Annotated in this window: 14 protein-coding genes, 1 tRNA gene and 1 pseudogene; 6 read left to right on the top strand and 10 right to left on the bottom strand. The window is 65.7% G+C overall.

Going from position 1 to position 17955, the window contains the following annotated elements; genetic code table 11:
* Positions 1–48 precede the first annotated feature (48 nt).
* Positions 49–600, bottom strand: a complete 552-nt coding sequence (locus CKJ82_RS02385; RefSeq protein WP_095276195.1) for a hypothetical protein — start codon at positions 598–600, stop codon at positions 49–51.
* Positions 601–772: 172 nt separating this feature from the next.
* Here CKJ82_RS02385 and CKJ82_RS02380 point away from each other — a divergent pair, with 172 nt between their 5' ends.
* Complete coding sequence (locus tag CKJ82_RS02380; RefSeq protein WP_095536878.1) at positions 773–1813, top strand: HNH endonuclease signature motif containing protein; 1041 nt, start codon at positions 773–775, stop codon at positions 1811–1813.
* Between the two features lie 70 nt (positions 1814–1883).
* On the opposite strand, the gene CKJ82_RS02375 is transcribed toward CKJ82_RS02380, so the two are convergent.
* Positions 1884–3095, bottom strand: coding sequence for an MFS transporter (locus tag CKJ82_RS02375; RefSeq protein ID WP_095536877.1), 1212 nt, complete (start codon positions 3093–3095; stop codon positions 1884–1886).
* A gap of 82 nt (positions 3096–3177) precedes the next feature.
* Positions 3178–3618 (bottom strand): MarR family winged helix-turn-helix transcriptional regulator, encoded by a 441-nt coding sequence (locus CKJ82_RS02370; protein ID WP_095536473.1) that lies wholly within the window; start codon positions 3616–3618, stop codon positions 3178–3180.
* 59 nt (positions 3619–3677) lie between these two features.
* Here CKJ82_RS02370 and CKJ82_RS02365 point away from each other — a divergent pair.
* Positions 3678–3995 (top strand): annotated as a pseudogene (locus tag CKJ82_RS02365) (IS481 family transposase); the annotation flags it as partial.
* 47 nt (positions 3996–4042) lie between these two features.
* On the opposite strand, the gene CKJ82_RS02360 reads toward CKJ82_RS02365, so the two are convergent.
* Positions 4043–4116, bottom strand: a tRNA-Leu gene (locus CKJ82_RS02360).
* Positions 4117–4191: 75 nt separating this feature from the next.
* Between CKJ82_RS02360 and polA the strand changes: the two genes are divergently transcribed.
* Positions 4192–6834 carry a DNA polymerase I gene (gene polA, locus CKJ82_RS02355; RefSeq protein WP_095537051.1) on the top strand — a complete coding sequence of 881 codons (2643 nt, stop codon included), beginning with the start codon at positions 4192–4194 and terminating at the stop codon, positions 6832–6834.
* A gap of 553 nt (positions 6835–7387) precedes the next feature.
* Here the strand turns inward: polA and CKJ82_RS02350 are convergent.
* Entirely contained in the window at positions 7388–8155 is a 768-nt protein-coding gene (locus CKJ82_RS02350) for a class I SAM-dependent methyltransferase (protein WP_095536876.1), read from the bottom strand.
* 212 nt (positions 8156–8367) lie between these two features.
* Here CKJ82_RS02350 and rpsA point away from each other — a divergent pair, with 212 nt between their 5' ends.
* The 3 genes from rpsA to CKJ82_RS02335 all read left to right on the top strand — a co-directional run bounded on the left by rpsA (position 8368) and on the right by CKJ82_RS02335 (position 10956).
* Positions 8368–9831, top strand: coding sequence for a 30S ribosomal protein S1 (gene rpsA / locus CKJ82_RS02345; RefSeq protein ID WP_095278821.1), 1464 nt, complete (start codon positions 8368–8370; stop codon positions 9829–9831).
* Between the two features lie 84 nt (positions 9832–9915).
* Entirely contained in the window at positions 9916–10524 is a 609-nt protein-coding gene (coaE, locus tag CKJ82_RS02340; protein ID WP_095536875.1) for a dephospho-CoA kinase, read from the top strand.
* A gap of 57 nt (positions 10525–10581) precedes the next feature.
* Positions 10582–10956: a DUF4259 domain-containing protein gene (locus tag CKJ82_RS02335; RefSeq protein WP_095278823.1), complete on the top strand. Its 375-nt coding sequence runs from the start codon at positions 10582–10584 to the stop codon at positions 10954–10956.
* A gap of 38 nt (positions 10957–10994) precedes the next feature.
* On the opposite strand, the gene CKJ82_RS02330 is transcribed toward CKJ82_RS02335, so the two are convergent.
* From CKJ82_RS02330 to CKJ82_RS02310, 5 genes are read right to left on the bottom strand one after another with little or no spacing between them, the layout of a single operon-like run.
* Positions 10995–12731: a choline/carnitine O-acyltransferase gene (locus tag CKJ82_RS02330; RefSeq protein ID WP_095536874.1), complete on the bottom strand. Its 1737-nt coding sequence runs from the start codon at positions 12729–12731 to the stop codon at positions 10995–10997.
* 52 nt (positions 12732–12783) lie between these two features.
* Positions 12784–14430 carry an ABC transporter ATP-binding protein gene (locus tag CKJ82_RS02325; protein WP_095536873.1) on the bottom strand — a complete coding sequence of 549 codons (1647 nt, stop codon included), beginning with the start codon at positions 14428–14430 and terminating at the stop codon, positions 12784–12786.
* Positions 14427–15449 carry an ABC transporter permease gene (locus tag CKJ82_RS02320; RefSeq protein WP_095536872.1) on the bottom strand — a complete coding sequence of 341 codons (1023 nt, stop codon included), beginning with the start codon at positions 15447–15449 and terminating at the stop codon, positions 14427–14429. Before CKJ82_RS02320 ends, CKJ82_RS02325 begins: the two co-directional genes overlap by 4 nt.
* A gap of 2 nt (positions 15450–15451) precedes the next feature.
* Positions 15452–16396, bottom strand: coding sequence for an ABC transporter permease (locus tag CKJ82_RS02315; RefSeq protein ID WP_095536871.1), 945 nt, complete (start codon positions 16394–16396; stop codon positions 15452–15454).
* Positions 16397–16400: 4 nt separating this feature from the next.
* Positions 16401–17954, bottom strand: a complete 1554-nt coding sequence (locus CKJ82_RS02310; protein ID WP_095278857.1) for an ABC transporter substrate-binding protein — start codon at positions 17952–17954, stop codon at positions 16401–16403.
* Between the last annotated feature and the right edge of the window lies 1 nt (position 17955).

The raw sequence follows: 17955 nt of genomic DNA, 5'->3' as shown, positions 1-17955 counted from the left end.
TTACTCGCAACGGTGTCGGCGGGGAAGTCGCCATGCCGTGCGGCGTAGCTACTGCTGCGCCATGCGGATGCCGCGCATCACCAGCTCCACGAGCTGGCCGATCACCAGCAGGCCCAGCATGACCGGGATGACGGACGACGCAGCGCGGCTCGACCCCGCGGAGCTCTGCGCGAAGTCACCGGTAAAAAAGCCGGACGACATCATCGACGAGCCCTGCACCTCCTGCTTCGCCAGCTCCCACGGGTTCGCGGTATCCGGCACCGACGAGTTCTTCGCCCACGCCTGCACGACGTCCTTGCCGTCGCCCTCCTCCATGTCCTTGGTCCAATCCAGGAACATCTCGGAGCTCGACACCTTCTTCACCGGGTTCTTGTCCGGATCCAGGTGCATGGGATCCTTCTCTTCGTCGTAGTCCAGCGGCTTCAGGCCGGGCGCGGGGTCGCCGGGCTTGTTGCCCTTGGGGCGAGTGCTTGACGACGCCCCATCGCCCCCGTTCTCTCCCGCCTCCGCAGCGGCGGCGGCCGGGACGAGGGGGCTGAACTGGACAGTGGATACAGCGAGTGCGGCAGCGATGGTGCCGGCAAGAATGGTCTGGCGCATGCGAACATCCTAACCAAGCGGGTGGACCATTGTCCCATCGGCGAGGCACGCGGAAAACCCTTAACCAGTATTAGACGCAATATGTAGGCCCGCGGTTCCCTTCTGCGGATGTTTTGGGAGTCTTCTCACAAGTGCTTGTTTGCGCTGGTCACAGGCCCGTATGGTGCTGGGTATGGATGTGATTGCAGACCTTGTGGCCCACGACCGCGCCGGCGTTGACTACGTCGCCGCGGCCGCTGACAAGTCTGCAAATACGCTTATCGACGCCGGCGTCGCCCCCGACCGCGCCGCCCAGCTAGTCGTTGCCGCCCGCATGTTGTACGCGCCGACGTCGCACTCGCGCTACCAGGCCCGGGCGGTGGCAGGGGCTCGTGAGTGCGGGCATCGGGTGGATACGTTGGCCTATATTGCGCGTGCGTCGCGCTCGATTACAGATGCGACGAACCGGTGGCGGTTTATTGAAACGCTGTGTGCCACCAGTGGTGATTTGGCGTGTGTGCGCCGTGTTGCTGGGCAGTTGAAGCGGGAGTTGTGCCCGGCGCCTGCGCGCACGCCTGGGGTGCGGGTGCGCCAGCATGGTGATGGGATGGCCACGTTGAAGGTCACTGGTCCCTCGCTTGCGGTGCAGGGGTTGTTTGATGCGGCGAAAGATGATGTGGTCGGCTGGTTGTCTGATGAGTGTCCGCGGGCGGAGTATGTGGTGCGGGTGACTGCGAATTTGGACCTGGGGGAGTATGTGAAGGTCATCGCGGGGGCGGGTGATGACGTCCAGGTGCGGTTTGACAATGGTGTGGTGGTCTCCGGTGCGGCGTTTGTGCGGATGCGTTTGGCTGAGTTGGGGTCGGTGATTTTGGTGGGGGCGGCTGATGGGCCGGTGAATGCGTATGACGTGCGGTTTGCGCATCGGAAGCATCGGGAGATGATGTTGGCGGATTCGCTTACGTGTACGTGGAAGGATTGTGATGTGCCGGCGTCACAGTGCGATGCGCATCATATGGTGGAGCATCAGCATGGGGGTGAGACTGAGGTGGGGAATTTGGGGTGGTTGTGTCGGTATCACAATTATCAGGCCGGTCGGCCGTCGCGTGGGCGGACGCAGCGTCGTGGTGGGCGGATTGTGTGGGTCTCGCCGTCGGGTCGGGTCACGCCGACTGGGGTGGATCACGCCGCGCGGGCGCCGTTTCGTACCCCGGACCCGCCGGATGATGGGTAGCGTGCCGTCGCTTTCGTGTTAGCGCCAGTGCCCCTGGCGCCAACACGCATGCGCTGGGGCGGTGGCGTCGTTAAGCGAGGCGACCCAGGTTGCGCTTGCCCACGAGCAGGATTGCGAGGGAGAGGACCAGCGACGCCGCGCCGAACCAGTACGGGACGCCCGCACCGAGGGCAGCGGCGAGCGGGCCGGACACCGCGGGGGCGATGGCGCCGCCGAGGAAGCGCAGTCCGGAGTACGTAGAGGAGGCGACGTTGCGGGGGAGGTGGGTGGCTTCCATGACGGCCTCGGTGAGCACGGTGTTGAAGACGCCGATGAAGATGCCGGCGATGATGACCAGGGTGACGACCGCCGTGAGGTGCAGCGCGGCGAAACCGAGGCAGGCGAGCAAAACGCCGAAGCCGCCGAGGATCAGGTGCAGCACGGGGAAGAGGCCGAGCCATTGTACGAGGCGGGGTGCGAGGAACACCGAGGAGATGGCGAGCGTGAGGCCCCAGCCGAAGAAGACGAATCCAAGCTCGATGGCGCCGAAGTCCTTGCCTGCGAGCGAGGCGGCCTCCTCGATTGGGTACGGGGAGTACGCCAGAAGCGTGAAGAAGCCGAAGTTGTAGAAGAACGCGACCAGGCCGAGCGTGAGCAGTGCCGGTTCCTTGAGCGCGACGAAGCCTGCGCTGAATTCGACGGGGGCGGGATTGTTGGACTTGCGCTTGAGGAGCGTCGCGATTGCGAGAAAGCCGATGGCCATGAGGGCGGCGGTGCCGTAGAAGGGGGCTCGCCAAGAGATCTCGCCGAGGAGTCCACCGGCTAGCGGGCCGACGGCGAGGCCGATGCCCATCGCCGCTTCGTAGAGGATGATGGCTTGGCCGGCGCTGCCTGCGGCGGCGCCCACGATCGCCGCGAGCGCGGTGGAGATGAACAGGGCGTTGCCCAAGCCCCAGCCGGCGCGGAACCCGATGATGGCGTCGACGGAGCCGGCGGCGCCGCACAGAAACGCGAAGGCGACGATGAGTGCGAGGCCAATCAAGAGTGTGACCTTGACTCCGATTCGCGAGGAGATGAAGGCGCTGAAAAACATTGCGAGTGCCGTGATGAGCAGGTAGCTGGTGAACAGCAGCATCGTCTGCGTGGGGGACGCGTCGAGTTCGCGGCTGATTGCAGGCAGAATCGGATCGACCAAGCCGATGCCCATAAACGAGACCGTGCAGGCGAACGCGAGGGCCCACACAGCGATTGGTTGCTTCAGCATTGAATGCGGTTCGGCGTCTTCCAAACCAGCGTTGGACATGAAAACCTCCTTGTTTTTGGGCATGACAAATGTGGTGGGGTCGACTGGATTGCCGACCTCGGTAAGTAGGAATGCAGATGCGCTAGCGCTTCTCGGAGAGTTCCTCGGTGATCTGCTGGAGCAGTTCGGAGGCGCGGTGAAGCACGGCGATGTCGTCGTCGCTCAGCGTGTCCAGCACAGGCAGAATCTGGGCGGCGGAGTCGTTGCGGTACTTCAGGAGAATGTCGCGGCCCTTGTCGGTGATCATGAGGTCCGCGGCGCGCGCGTCTTCGGGCGAGGGGTGGCGGGTGATGAAGCCGCCGTCGACAAGCTTCTTGATTGCCTGACTCATGGACGGCTGTGTGATACCCTCACGACGTGCGAGTTCTCCGACGCGAAGTCCGGGCTCGCGATTGAGTGCGGACATCGCGCGCAGCGAGACGTACGAGAGTTGTACCGGCGTTGCTTGATATGCGGTCCGTGCGAAGCGGCTGCTGGCCCACACGAGGCTGTTGGCGAGCTGTGTTTGTTCGTCAATCTGCATAGCGTAAATATATACTGTGCCTATGTAAGTTGCAATCCGGGCCCACGCCAGGGTGATCTACCCCTGCGGAGGCCTACAACGCTTTACCCAAAGCGCACCCCCGACCAGACATCAAGGCTCATGACTACCGCCTGCGAACCGACAAAGTCGCCAAAAACGGCAAAACAACACTGCGATGGGGCGGCCAACTCAGACGCCTCTACATCGGACGCCGATGGGCCGGAGAACCCATCACCATCATGTGCGTAGACAACACCGCAGACATCAAAATCACGGCCACGGGGCAACACATAGCCCACTACACATTGACACCGGACAAGATCTACTACAACCAAAAAGACAACGAACTCAACCCCAACCCGGGCAACAAAAATTAAAGAAGCCCCGAGACATAACCGGAACGATGTCTCGAGACTTCACAGCGTGCCCCAGGTGAGACTCGAACTCACACTGGACGGGTTTTGAATCCGTTGCCTCTGCCAATTGGGCTACTGGGGCTCGCGGAAAAGTGTAGCGGATGTGCGCGAGGATCTGGAAATTGCGTGGCGTGGGCGGTCGCTAGACTGGTGCACCGTGACTGATCAAAAACGCCTCCTGCTCATCGACGGCCACTCCATGGCCTTCCGCGCCTTCTACGCCCTGCCGGCGGAGAACTTCTCCACCACGGGCGGGCAGCACACGAACGCGGTGTACGGCTTCCTCTCCATGTTTGCCAACATCCTCGCCGACGAGGCCCCGACGCACGTCGCGGTCGCCTTTGACGTCGGCCGCAAGACGTTCCGCACGGAGCGCTTCCCGGAGTACAAGGCGCAGCGCGAGTCGGCGCCGCCGGAGTTCAAGGGCCAAGTCCCGATCATCGAGGACGTGCTGCACACTCTGGGGATTGTCACGCTGTCGAAGGAGAACTTCGAGGCCGACGATATTGTCGCAACGCTGGTCACCCAGGCGCGCGGCGACTACGAAATCGTCATCGTCACCGGTGACCGCGACTATTTGCAGCTTGTCGACGCCCACACGACCATCCTCTACCCAACCCGCGGCGTCTCCACGCTCACCCGGTTCACCCCGGAAGAGGTGGAGAACAAGTACGGCCTCACGCCTGAGCAGTACCCGGACTACGCGGCGCTGCGCGGAGACCCGTCGGACAACCTGCCGAGCGTGCCGAAGGTGGGCGAGAAGACGGCGACGAAGTGGATCGTGAAGTACGGCTCGCTCGCGGAGCTCATCGCCCACGCCGACGAGATCAAGGGCGTGGCCGGGAACAACTTCCGCGAACGCATCGAGCAGGTGCAGCTCAACCGCGAGCTCACCCAGATGGTCACGGACGTCGAGCTGCCGGTCGGCCCGGACGAGCTGGCGCTGACAACCGCGGACGTGGGGGAGGTCTCCAAGGCGTTCGATGACCTGGAGTTCGGCGCCAACCTGCGCGAGCGCGTGCTCAAGGCCGTGCCGACCGAGGGCGATGCGGCTGAGCAACAGGCGCCGGTGGAGCTCGCGGATGTCGAGATTGCGGACGAGCCGCTGGACTCCTGGCTCGAGGCCCGCCGCGGGGAGGGGCTCGCCGTGTACCTGGCTGGTTCCGCGGTGCCGGCGGGTGGTGATGTGACGGGGCTGGGGATCGTCGATAAGCAAAGGCACGGCATCCAGCGAGACACTGCCGAGCTTTCCCCGGCCGAGGACGCGGCGCTCAAAGCCTGGCTGGAGTCGGAGGACCCGAAGTACCTCCACGACGCGAAGGGCGCGTACCACATGCTGCGCGGGCGCGAGATCGAGCTGTGCGGGATCGCGCACGACACGGCGATCGCGGCCTACCTGCTGCGGCCCGGCCAGCGCACGTACGGCCTCGAGGATGTCTACCAGCGCCACCTGCAGCGCCAGCTCACCGTGGGCGGGGACCAGTTGAGTCTGCTCGAGGACACCTCGCTTATCGACGCCGCCGCGGCCGTCCTCGAACTCGCCGAGGAACTCACCACGCAGCTGCGCGACATCGCGGAGTACGAGCTCTACGCGGACCTGGAACTCCCGTTGGTGCCAGTCCTCGCCGAGATGGAGCACACCGGCATCGCCGTGGACCGCGACGTGCTCGAGGCGCAGCGCAAGGACTTCGCCGACAAGGTCACCCAGGTGGAGGAGAAGGCGCGCGAGCTTGTCGACGAGCCCGAGCTCAACCTGTCCAGCCCGAAGCAGCTCTCCGTGGTGCTCTTTGACAAGCTCGAGCTGCCGAAGACGAAGAAGACGAAGACGGGGTACTCGACGGCGGCGTCGGAAATCGAGGCGCTGGCGGAGAAGCACCCGCACGAGTTCCTTGACTACCTGCTGCTGCACCGCGAGTACCAAAAGATGAAGTCCACCATCGAGGGCCTCATCAAGGCGGTCGGCGACGACGGCCGGATCCACACGACGTTCAAGCAGACGGTGGCGTCGACAGGCAGGCTCAGCTCCGCGGACCCGAACCTGCAAAACATCCCGGTGCGGACAGACGCGGGCCGCGAAATCCGCTCCGCCTTCAGGGTCGGCGAGGGCTACGAATGCCTGCTGACGGCCGACTACTCGCAGATTGAAATGCGCGTGATGGCGCACCTGTCGCGCGACGAGGGCCTTATCGAGGCGTACAAGGAGGGGGAGGACCTCCACAACTTCGTGGGCTCGCGCGTCTTCGACGTGCCGATCGACCAGGTCACGCCCGAGTTGCGCCGTCGCGTGAAGGCGATGAGCTACGGCCTGGTGTACGGGCTGTCGGCCTACGGGCTGTCGAACCAGCTGGGCATCTCAGCGGGCGAAGCGAAGCAGATCATGGAGAGCTACTTCGAGCGCTTCGGCGGTGTGAAGCGCTACCTGGATGAGGTGGTCGAGCAGGCGCGGCGCGACGGCTACACCTCAACCCTGTTCGGCCGCCGCCGCTACCTGCCTGAGCTGAACAGTGATAACCGGGTCGCGCGCGAGAACGCGGAGCGCGCGGCGCTCAACGCGCCGATCCAAGGGACGGCTGCGGACATCATTAAGGTTGCGATGGTCCGCGTCGACAGGGCGCTCGCGGGCTACCAGTCGCGAGTGCTGCTCCAGGTGCACGACGAACTTGTCGTCGAGGTTGCCGCGGGTGAGCTCGACGAGGTGCGCGGGATCGTCGAGCGAGAAATGGATGGGGCGATCTCGCTGCTGGTGCCGCTCGAGGTTTCCGCCGGCACGGGCACGAACTGGAACGAGGCGGCGCACTAAACGCACGGAAAATCGCGGGGTGAGCCGTCTCCGTGCAGTTCACCCCGCGCCTTTCGCGCTCAGCTGCGGGCAGAGCCGCCGCTGAGGGACGAGGAGGCGGGCACCAGGGCCGTTAATCTCGTGCCCGCCTCTCGCGCAGCATTCCGGGGAATGCTGCATCCCCCTTCCCCCCGATCGCGTGGCGAACCCCCTCCACCACGCTGTGCTTCCCTTTTCACTTAAACCCCCTGTGAGCGGGGAAGGGTTTTCGATGTTTTTCCCGCCTCAGTGGTCTTCCCTTACCAGAGGGGCGAGCTTCGAAAACCAAGAGCGAGTTTAACATGTTGTGAGCGAATTGCCGGGTTCGCCTTACGTGAAACTCAGGTATGAAGAAGCATTTATATTTTATGACGAGTCTCACGATGTGGAAATATCTTGACCTGCAAGTTGGCTGTGTATAGGTCGATTTTCTCGGAAAAGCGGTAAATGGTCATCTCACTTCAAGGAGCGGTGCAAGTGCCCCTATATGGGGGTGTTGGGTTCGGGGAGAAGCTGAGAGTGTGGGAAGTGAAGCTTAGACCGCCTGGGTAGCGAAGATGGCTGTGCCCGGGAAGAGCGCGCCGCGCTCCGGTGACCACTGCCTCCAGGTTTTTGTGAGGGTGGGCGGCCAGGTTGGCTCGGTGACGTCGACAAGCGGCAGTCCCGCTGTACGGAGGGCGCGGACCCAGTCGCCGAACGTGCGGTGGTATTCCGCGTAGGTCAATCGGCCCTCGGCGTCGCGCTCCTCGTAAGCGCGGTCGAAGTAGCTGATCTCGGCGGTGGTGGAGACGGGGTCGTCGGGGAAGACCCAGCGCATGGGGTGCGTGACGCTGAAGACGAAGCGTGCGCCGGGGCGCAGGACGCGGCGGATCTCGGAGAGGGCCACGTCGAGGTCGGCGACGAACGGCAGCGCGCCGAAGGCGGAGAATGCGACGTCGAAGGCGGCGTCGCGGTACGGGAGGGCGAGCACGTCCGCTTGTGCGAGGGGGAGTCCGGTGGGCGCGCGGCGCAACATGCCCGCGGAAATGTCGAATCCGGTGACAAAACCGGTGCCTTGCTCGGGGCGAGCAAGCCACGCGCTGCACGGGGCGGAGCCGCACCCGATCTCCAGCACGCTGCGCCCGGCGAGGTCGCCGAGGAGGCGTGCCTCCGACTCGTGGAGCATCTCCGGGCACCAGTAGAAACTTGACAGGTACGCCGCGTGATCGGCGTGGTAGCGTGCCGCGTCATCGTCCCAGAATTGGCGGTTTGCCGCGGAGGGGGTGACGGTGGCGTCGATAAGCGAATGATCGGAATTGTGCATGACGGATATTATTTGCTTAAGCAGGTGAAACGGACTACCCTTGCAGGGGCGCATCGACGTATCGGGGCGACACCGGCCGTAATAGGAGGGCCTGGGTCGATCCTCGCGCGAGATCTTTCCCACGTCAAGCCCCCCATTGGAATTTGAACTGGGTGGAGAGATGCGCCCCTGTCCAATTTCGATCTCCTATTCATTTCGGAGCACATATACTTATGCGCACTACTAACGCACCCCAGGTTGCTATCAATGACATCGGTGGCCCTGAGGAATTTCTCGCTGCAGTCGACGCCACCATCAAGTACTTCAACGACGGTGACATCGTCAGTGGCAAGGTTGTCAAGGTTGACCACGACGAGGTCCTCCTTGACATCGGCTACAAGACCGAAGGTGTCATCCCGACCCGCGAGCTGTCCATCAAGCACGACGTCGACCCGGACGAGGTTGTCGAGGTCGGCGACGAGATCGACGCGCTTGTCCTGACCAAGGAGGACAAGGAAGGTCGCCTGATTCTGTCCAAGAAGCGCGCTCAGTACGAGCGTGCTTGGGGCACCATCGAGGAGCTGCAGAACAACGACCAGCCGGTTACCGGTACGGTCATCGAGGTTGTCAAGGGCGGCCTCATCCTGGACATCGGCCTGCGCGGCTTCCTGCCGGCATCGCTGGTTGAGATGCGTCGCGTCCGCGACCTGGAGCCGTACATCGGCCAGGAGCTCGAGGCGAAGATCATCGAGCTGGACAAGCACCGCAACAACGTCGTGCTGTCCCGCCGCGCCTACCTGGAGGAGACCCAGTCCGCGGTCCGCTCCGACTTCCTGCACCAGCTGCAGAAGGGCCAGGTCCGCAAGGGCGTCGTGTCCTCCATCGTCAACTTCGGCGCCTTCGTCGATCTTGGCGGCGTCGACGGCCTGGTCCACGTGTCCGAGCTGTCCTGGAAGCACATCGACCACCCGTCCGAGGTTGTCACCGTGGGCGACGAGGTCACCGTCGAGGTGCTCGACGTGGACCTGGACCGCGAGCGCGTGTCCCTGTCCCTGAAGGCAACCCAGGAGGATCCGTGGCGCGTGTTCGCACGCACCCACGCCGTGGGCCAGATCGTCCCGGGCAAGGTCACCAAGCTCGTCCCGTTCGGTGCGTTCGTTCGCGTCGACGAGGGCATCGAGGGCCTCGTCCACATCTCCGAGCTGGCTCAGCGCCACGTCGAGGTGCCGGACCAGGTTGTCAACGTGGGCGAAGAGGTCATGGTCAAGGTCATCGACATCGACCTGGACCGTCGCCGCATCTCCCTGTCCCTCAAGCAGGCTGACGAGGACTTCACCGAGGAGTTCGATCCGTCCCGCTACGGCATGGCCGACTCCTACGACGAGCAGGGCAACTACATCTTCCCGGAGGGCTTCGACCCGGAGACCAACGAGTGGATGGAAGGCTACGACGAGGCTCGCCAGGAGTGGGAGGCACGCTACGCCGAGGCAGAGCGTCGCCACCAGGCGCACGCCGGCCAGGTGGAGCGTCACCGCGCCGCAGCCGCAGAGGCCGCCGACCAGGCAGCAGACCAGGCAAACTACTCTTCCGACTCCAACGCTGCAGCTCCGGCAGCGGAGCCGGCAGAGTCGTCCATGGGCTCCCTGGCTTCGGATGAGCAGCTCGCCGCACTGCGCGACAAGCTCACCGGCAATTAAATCCTCCATGTGAGGTCGCACGGCGGCCCGCACCCAGTCGCTTATCGACGGGGCGCGGGCCGCTTTGCTCTATCATCGGTGCCCATGTACATGATCGGATTGACCGGCGGCATCGGCAGCGGCAAGTCCACGGTCGCGGCGCTTATGCGCCAGCGTGGCTTTCCCGTCGTTGACGCCGACCAGGTGGCCCGCGACAACATGGAACCCGGCTCGCCCGTCCTCGCCGCAGTGGCGGAGGAATTCGGCGCCGACCTGCTCGGGCCGGACGGCGCGCTGGACCGGGCGGAACTGGCCCGCCGCGCATTCGCCTCGGAGGAGGCGACACAGCGACTCAACGCCATCACCCACCCAGCGATCCGTGCGGAATCCGCCCGCAGGTTCGCCGCGCTGGAGGCCGCTGGGGAGCGGGCAGCGGTATACGACATGCCGCTGCTCGTGGAGCTCGGCATGGACCAGGACATGGACATGACCGTCGTGGTCGACGTGAATCCGGAGGAACGCGTGCGGCGCCTGGTGGCGCACCGCGGGCTGGACGAGGCCGACGCGCGCAACCGCATCGCGCGGCAAATCCCGGAAGTCGAGCGCCGCGCAGCGGCAGACGTGGTGCTGGATAATAACGGCACGGAGGACAAACTTGCACAGCAGGTAGACACGTTGGCAAACCGGATTACCAACATATTGCTTGACGTTTAAGTATTGTTCGCTTTACGGAAAGCAACCTGCAACCAGCCGGTCTTAAGCTAACTGGCCATGGGAACGTGGAACTATGGGCCGTTTGATAATGACCACGCGCGCGACGCCGTGCGTCAGCTTGCCAATGGCACGTTCCGCATGGATAAGTTCCGCTTCGCCTGCCGCGAGCTGCCCCTTGATTCGGGCCAGGCCGAGGTCGTCGTCGCCCTCGTTGCCGTGATGAACGGCAACCTGCCCTCCGAAGAGTTCCACGAGGCTCTGGCGTTTGAATTTTCGTTCCGCGACCGACGCTGGCTGGAGCACCAGGTCCGTGAGCTGATGTCCTCGCCCGACTCCGACTTGTACGAGCAATGGCTCGACGCCGGCGAGCTCGAGCAGTGGCTGGCGGCGACGCGCCGCGCCACGGGGTTTACGGGTTTCGCCGGCGCGTAGCCATTGCGTCGCCGGCGCCTAGCCGGCGAGCGGCCCCGCTAGAGGTCCGCGCAGAACTCCCAGAGCAGCTCGGCCGCGCGCGCGAGGTTACGCAGGAACTTCTCGGGCCGTTCCGCGGTGTCCGCGTTGAAGGACACGCAGTACTCGGTGGCCTTCGGCAGCGGCGTGTAGGCCACGCCGAAGCCCTCGGGCAGCGTCGGCGCGAAGGCGTACCGCACGATCTGGTCCGCGCCGCCGATCGAGGTGGTTGAGAGGAAGTCCTGGCGCGCCGCGATGGTGGTCTCGTCGGTGAAGAACTCCGCCGGGGGCAACCGTTCGTCGAGGCGCTCGAGCATCTGAATGTGGCGGTCAAACCCGTTACCGGACTTGCAACGCTTCACCCACGCGCGGTGGGCGTCGACAGCGGCCACGAGCTGCTCCTGGGTGGCATCGCCGTCCACCAGGTGGCGGGCGAAGGCGACGGCCTCGGGGGTCGCCGCGCGTAGGCACTCGGTGCGGCCGGCGCGGAACTCGCGCATGTCAACGGCCTCGTACACCGCACGCACGCGGCCGTAGGTGAGCTGCTGCGCGATGGACAGGATGAGCTGTGCGCTCGCGTCGCGGCTGAACTTCAACGGTAGGTCGTCCGGTTGGTTGATGTCTACGGCGACGATCTCGGCGGTGTACGGTTGCGCGTCGTCGCCGGTGATGTTGGTGTACGAGCGCACCTCGCGCGCAATGTCTGAGATGTTGCTGTCTAACTCCCAGCGCAGCTCCTGCGGGGCACGCGCGGTCATCGACGCGGACTCGGTGACGTCGGCGTCGTGCATCCGCGTAAGCGCCGTGACCAGTGTCGCCCCGTCCTGGCAGCTGTGCTCGACGTGGACTGCGGTCCACGGGCTGTCCACCCCGAACTGGTAGCTCAGCGGCTTGTAGGTCCAAGCGCCGCGCGGGCGGAACGTCAGGTCCGCCAGGAGCGCGGCGTCGCTGCAGCCCGCGGCCTCCACGAGGTCCACGGTGAACAACAGGTCGCGGAGGCGCGCGTAGGTGCCGGGGTTCTGCGTGAAGAGGCCCGAGAGGGCGTCGCCAAGCGGGCCGGACCCGATCAGCGACGCAGCGTTGAAGTCTGCGTTGAAGTCGGCGGCCTCATCGGTGGACAGCAGCTCGTCGAACGCTGAGGAGAGTTGGTCAAGCGGCGCGACGTTGCCGTCGGCGTCGCTGATCGGCAGGGCGAAGAGGCGACCGCGCACGAACACGCCGATTTCCCGATCCGCGGCGTCGCGATCGCATACAGTGACGCCGTCCACGTCGACGTTCGGGTGGCGGACGCCGCCGTTGTAGACAAACCACTGGTTCATGGTGATGCGGTTGCCGCGCGCGTCTACGTCTTCGGGAACCTGCTGCGCCGCGGCCTGCAGGTGCACAGTGGCGATGCGTTGCACGGCGCTGGCAACCCGGCTCGTACCTGTGCCGTCCCCGAAGGGCGCGAGCTGGAACCCAACGTTCGTGCTCAGCTGCAGTGGCTCCCGGTTTTCCAGGTACCCCTCGTACCACTCGTCGTGCAGCCAGTTCGTGCCTTCCTTCTCGCGGGCGGCGGCACGGTCGCGCAGGGTGGCGTCGAGAAGCGGCCCATCGCCCTGCGCGAAATCCTCGATGACGCGAGTGGCTTGGGCGAGATCCTCCTCGCTGAGTACCGCGGAGAGCGCGGTGCGGTATGCCCCGAGTGTCTGCCCGAGCGGCGGCAGGGGCAGCGGCTTGAGGTCGGCGGTGGCGGGGTGGACTGGCAAGGAGTGCACGGCGGCTCGCTTCCTAGGCTGGGGTCAGATCATCCACCAGCCTAGCGGGCCGCTACAGCGAGGGGACGTCCGCGAGCAGGTGCTTGGTGTAGTCGTGCTGCGGGTTCTCCAGGACCTCGTCGACGGTGCCGGCATCCACGATCACGCCCTTGTTCAGCACCGCGATCCGCGTGGCCACGTGGCGGGCAAGCGCGATGTTGTGGGTGACAAAGAGCATGGACAGGCCCCGCTCGCGGCGCAGCTTGGCCAGCAGGCGCAGGATGGAGGCCTGCACGGAAACGTCGAGCGCGGAGGTCACCTCGTCGCACACGAGCACGGACGGGGCGTTGACCAGGGCGCGGCCGATCGCCGCGCGCTGGCGCTCGCCGCCGGAGAGGTCGCCGGGCCGGCGGTCGTAGAAGCTGGGGTCGAGCTGCACGGCCTCGAGTACCTCGTACACCACGTCGCGCTGCTCGCGCTTGGGCAGGCGCTTCGACAGCTGCATCGGCACGCTCAGCGACTCGCCGATCGTGCGCCGCGGGTTCAGCGAGGAGAACGGGGACTGGAAAATGTACTGCACCGCCTGGCGCTGGTCCAGCGTGCGCTTGCGGCTACCGTGCGCGAGTTCCTCGCCCCCGAGCGCGACCGTGCCGGTGTACCCGGGATTCAGCCCCGCGATGGAGCGCGCGAGGGTGGTTTTGCCCGACCCGGACTCGCCGAGCAGCAGGATCGAGTCGCCCTCGTTGAGCTCGAGGTCGATGCCGTGGAGCACCTTGTTGTCGCCGTAGGACATCTCCAGGTTGCGGACCTGCAGGAGCGGGGCCGGGCCCTTGCTTATCGACGCCCCCGCGCCACCCTTGTCCGCGCCGCTCGCCTCGCGCCCGGCGAGGTTCTTCTTCCCCGCGAGGTCCGGGATGGAGGCGAGCAGCCGCTGGGTGTAGCGGTGCTGCGGGGAGTACAGGACCGATTGGACGGGGCCTTCCTCCACGATGTCGCCGCGGAGCATGACGATGACGCGGTCGACCAGCTCCGCGACGACGGCGAGGTCGTGCGTGATGTAGAGCGAGGCGACGGCGTGGCGGACGGTCATCTCGCGGATCGTTTCCAACACGTGCGCCTGGGTCGAGACGTCGAGGCCGGTGGTGGGCTCGTCGAGGACGAGCACGTCGGGGTGCATCGCGAACGCCATCGCGATGCCGACGCGCTGCTGCTGGCCGCCGGAGAGCTGGTGGGGCCAGCGCGCGAGGTACGCGTCGTCGTCCGGCAGGTCGACGTCCCGCATGACTTCGCGGACGCGCGCGGCGGCGTCCCCGTCGTAGTTGTGCTGGTCCAGCACCTCGGAGATCTGCTCGCCGATCCGCATGGTGGGGTTGAGGCTCAGCGCGGGGTCCTGGGGCACGTAGGCGACGCGGGCGCCGCGCAGCTGGCGCAAGCCGTCCTCGCCGAGGCCGAGGACGTCGACGGTGTCGCCGTTGCGGGTGTGGAGGGTGACGGTGCCGTCGGTAAGCGAAAGCCCCTCGCGGCAGTGACCGAGCGCGGCGAGACCCGCCGTGGTCTTGCCGGAGCCGGACTCGCCGACCAGGCCGACGATCTCGCCGCGGTGCAGGTCGAAGTCGATGCCGTGCAGGATTTCGGTGCCGTCGTTGGCGCGGATGCGCAGGTCGCGGACGCTCAGTACGGTGCCGGCGGCGTCGGTGGGGGTGGTGATCGCGGTGGTCATCGTTGGGCCTCCTCGGACTCGGTGGCGGTAGGTGCGTCGTGGCGGATGGGCTCGTTCTTCGGCTTCCGCGCGGCGTCGAGCTGCTCGGGCGTGGGGCGCGCGGGCATGGCGGTGGACGCGGTGGCGCGCGCGGTGGCGTCGGCAAGCATGTTGGTGCCGATGGTGAGCAGCGCGATGGCCGCGACCGGCAAAATGACGCCCCAGGGCTGGAGCGAGAGTGCGATGCGGTTCTCGTTGATCATCAAGCCCCAGTCCGCGGCGGGCGGTTGGATGCCTAGACCGAGGAAGGACAGCGAGGCGATGGAGCCGATGGAGTAGGTGAGTCGCAGGCCGGCTTCGACGGCGAGGGGGCCGGTGATGTTGGGCAGGATCTCGCGGAGAAGGATGCGCCAGTGCGGCATGGAGTACATCTGGGCGGCGCGGATGTAGTCCTCGTTGGTCACCGACATTGTGGACGCGCGGGCGACGCGGGCGATGCGTGGCGCGTGGGTGAGCCCGATCACCAGCACGAGGACGGTGGCGGAGGGTCCGAAGATGACGATCGCCAGCATGGCGAAGATGAGCTGCGGGAAGGCGAGCACGACGTCGTTGATGCGCATGAGGACCGCGTCGACCCAACCGCCCGCGTAGCCGGCGACCATGCCGATGAGCGTGCCGACGAGCATGCCGAGCGCGGTGGCCAAAAACGCGGTGACTAGCAGGACCAAGCCGCCGGCGATGAACCGGGAGAAGACCGAACGGCCGAGGTTGTCGGTGCCGAATGTGCCCTCGCCGGTGAACGGCAGCCCGAGGAACTCGGTGGTGGAGTAGCCGGTGAGCTGCTCCGCGAAGAGGTAGCCGATGACGGTGCACACGACGATGAGGGAGGTGAGGACGAGCCCGACCTTGCCCTCGGGGATTGCCCAGATGCGGGCGAGCACCGGCGCGGGCTTGGACGCGGATTCCTTGAGCGTCTCGAACTCGTCAGCGGGCTCGTTGCCTGCGGTGCTGTGGGCACCGGTGGTATTCGGTGTGGTCATTGCTAGCTCCTCAGTTTCGGGTTGGCCGTAATGCTGACGATGTCCGCGATGAGGTTCACCACAACGTAGACGGCGGCGATCAGGAGGGACACGGCTTGCACGACTTGGACGTCGCGGTAATTCACGGCGTCAATGAGCGCGACGCCCAAGCCGGGGTAGCGGAACAGGTACTCTACGACGACGATGCCGCCGGCGAGCCACGCAAGCTGGATGGCCACCACCTGCGCGATCGGCCCGACCGCGTGTGGCAGCGCGTGGCGGAAGATGACGCGCCGCTCGGGCACGCCCTTCAGACGCGCCATCTCGACGTAGCCGGAGTCCAGCGTTTCCACCATCGTCGCGCGGGTCATGCGCGCGATGTACGGGCTGACCACCAGCGCGAGCGTGATCGTGGGCAGGATGAGCTGGGACGGGAATTCCCAGACGTGGCTGCCGGGCGGGGACATCGTGACCGCCGGGAGCACCTTGAACACGGAGGTGGCAAACAGCGTGATCAGCGCGATACCGATGACAAACTCCGGCATGGCGGCGAGGATCAGCGTCACCCACGTGATCGCCTGGTCGCGCTTGGTGCCGCGCCACCAGGCGGCGTAGATGCCAACCAGGATGCCAACTGGGATGGCCACGACGGCCGCGAGCACCATGAGCACGAGCGAGTTGGCCAGCGGCTCGCCGAGCAAGTCCGCGACCGGGCCGCCGGTGGACGTCGAGGTCCCCAGGTCCCCGGTGAAGATGCCGCCGAGCCACATGAAGTAGCGCTGCAGCGGGGGCTTGTCCAGGTTCATCTCGGCCTCCAGCGCGGCGATGCGCTCTGGCGTGGCTTGCTGGCCGAGGATCGCCGTGGCTGGGGAGCCCGGCAGCAGCAGCGTGGCGCAGAAGATGATGATGGACACGGCGATGAGGATGAAGATGCTCACCGCGAGTCGGCGCAGAATGAATTTGCCCATGATGTTATGCCTCCGCGAGCCAGATTTTGTGGAACATTGCTTGCGACAGCGGCACACCGCTCGGGTGCGGCGTGAGCCCGACCACGTAGTTGTGGTACGCGTCGACCTGGTTGGCAAAGCCCCAGATGATGTAGCCGCCTTCGTCGTAAAGCTCTTGCTGTAGTTCTCGGATGCGTGCCTCGCGCTCGGGCTTATCGACGATCGCGCGCGCCTCATGCACCCGCTGAGTGAAGTCTTCGCGCACCCAATGCGTCTCGTTGAACGGGGAGTCCGCCGTGGCACACTGGTTGACCTGCTGAAGGAAGTTGCGCGTGTACCAGAACGACTGCGCGAGCGGGTATTCCAGGTAGTTTCCGGACGCGTAGAACGTGGAGGAATCCACCTGCTGGATGTTGACGGTGATGCCTGCCTCGCGGGCCTGCTCGGCGAAGACCTGGGCGGTGCGCACGGCGCCAGACTGGATCTCGGAGGTGACCAGGTCCACCTCGATGCCATCCGGGTAACCGGCCTCCGCGAGCAGCTCCTTCGCCTTCTGCACGTCCTGTTCTCGCTGCGGGAAGTCCCGGGGGTAGGCCTCGTCGTAGAGCGCGAACATGTCGTTGCCCAGCTGGCCCTGGCCGGAGTAGACCTGGTCGACCATCTGCTGCCGGTTCACCGCGAGGCGCATCGCCTGACGCACGCGGACGTCGTCGAACGGGGCGACGTCGACGCGCATGGTCAGCGGCAGCCACATGCCGGTTTCAGAGATGAGCGTGCTCAGGCGCGGGTCTTCATCGATGACGCGGGCGAGCGCGTGGTTGAGGCTGCCGATCGCATCCACCTGGGAAGACAGCAGCGCGTTGAGCATGGCGTCCTCCTCTTGGAAGTCGATGATGCGCACCGCGTCCAGGTGCGCGGGGCCGGCCCAGTAGTTGTCGTTGCGCACGAGTGTGGTGGACTGGCCCGCCGTAAAGTCCTCGAGCGTGAACGGGCCGGCGCCGATTGGATGTTCCGGGTCGTAGTCTTCGGGGACGATGCCCATCTGATACTCCGCGAGCGAATCGACCAACGCGGCGTCCGCGACCGCGAGCCGAATGAGCAGCCGCCGGTTGTCCAGCACCTCCATGCTGTCGATGTGGGAGATCGAGGCCGCGCCGGACTTCGGGTCCTGCGGGTCGCGGATGCGGTCGTAGGAGAACATGACGTCCTCGGGCCGGACGGGGCGGCCGTCGGAGAACTGCGCGCCCTCGCGCAGCGTGATCGTCCATTCGGTGGCGTCCGCGTTCGGCTCGATCGCCTCCGCGAGGCGGTACTCCAGGTTGTAGTCGTCGTCGCGGCGCGCCAGCGCGTCGTACAAATTGATCACGCGCGCGGCGTCGCTCGTACTGGTGGGCACGTGCGCGTCCACGGTATCCGTGGACGAGCCGCCGACGAGTCCGATGCGCAGCGTGCCGCCCTGCTTGGGTGGGCCGGAGGTATCAATGTCGTCGACGGGTGCGGTGGAACAGGATGCGAGCGCGAGCGTCGCGCCTCCCATCACCGTGGCCTGCAGCAGCTGCCTGCGGCTCAATTGCAACATG

The sequence above is a fragment of the Corynebacterium gottingense genome (assembly GCF_002285125.1).
Lineage (GTDB): Bacteria > Actinomycetota > Actinomycetes > Mycobacteriales > Mycobacteriaceae > Corynebacterium > Corynebacterium gottingense.
The sequence above is the reverse complement of the archived record's forward strand: the minus strand, read 5'-3'. Positions and strand labels throughout refer to the sequence as shown.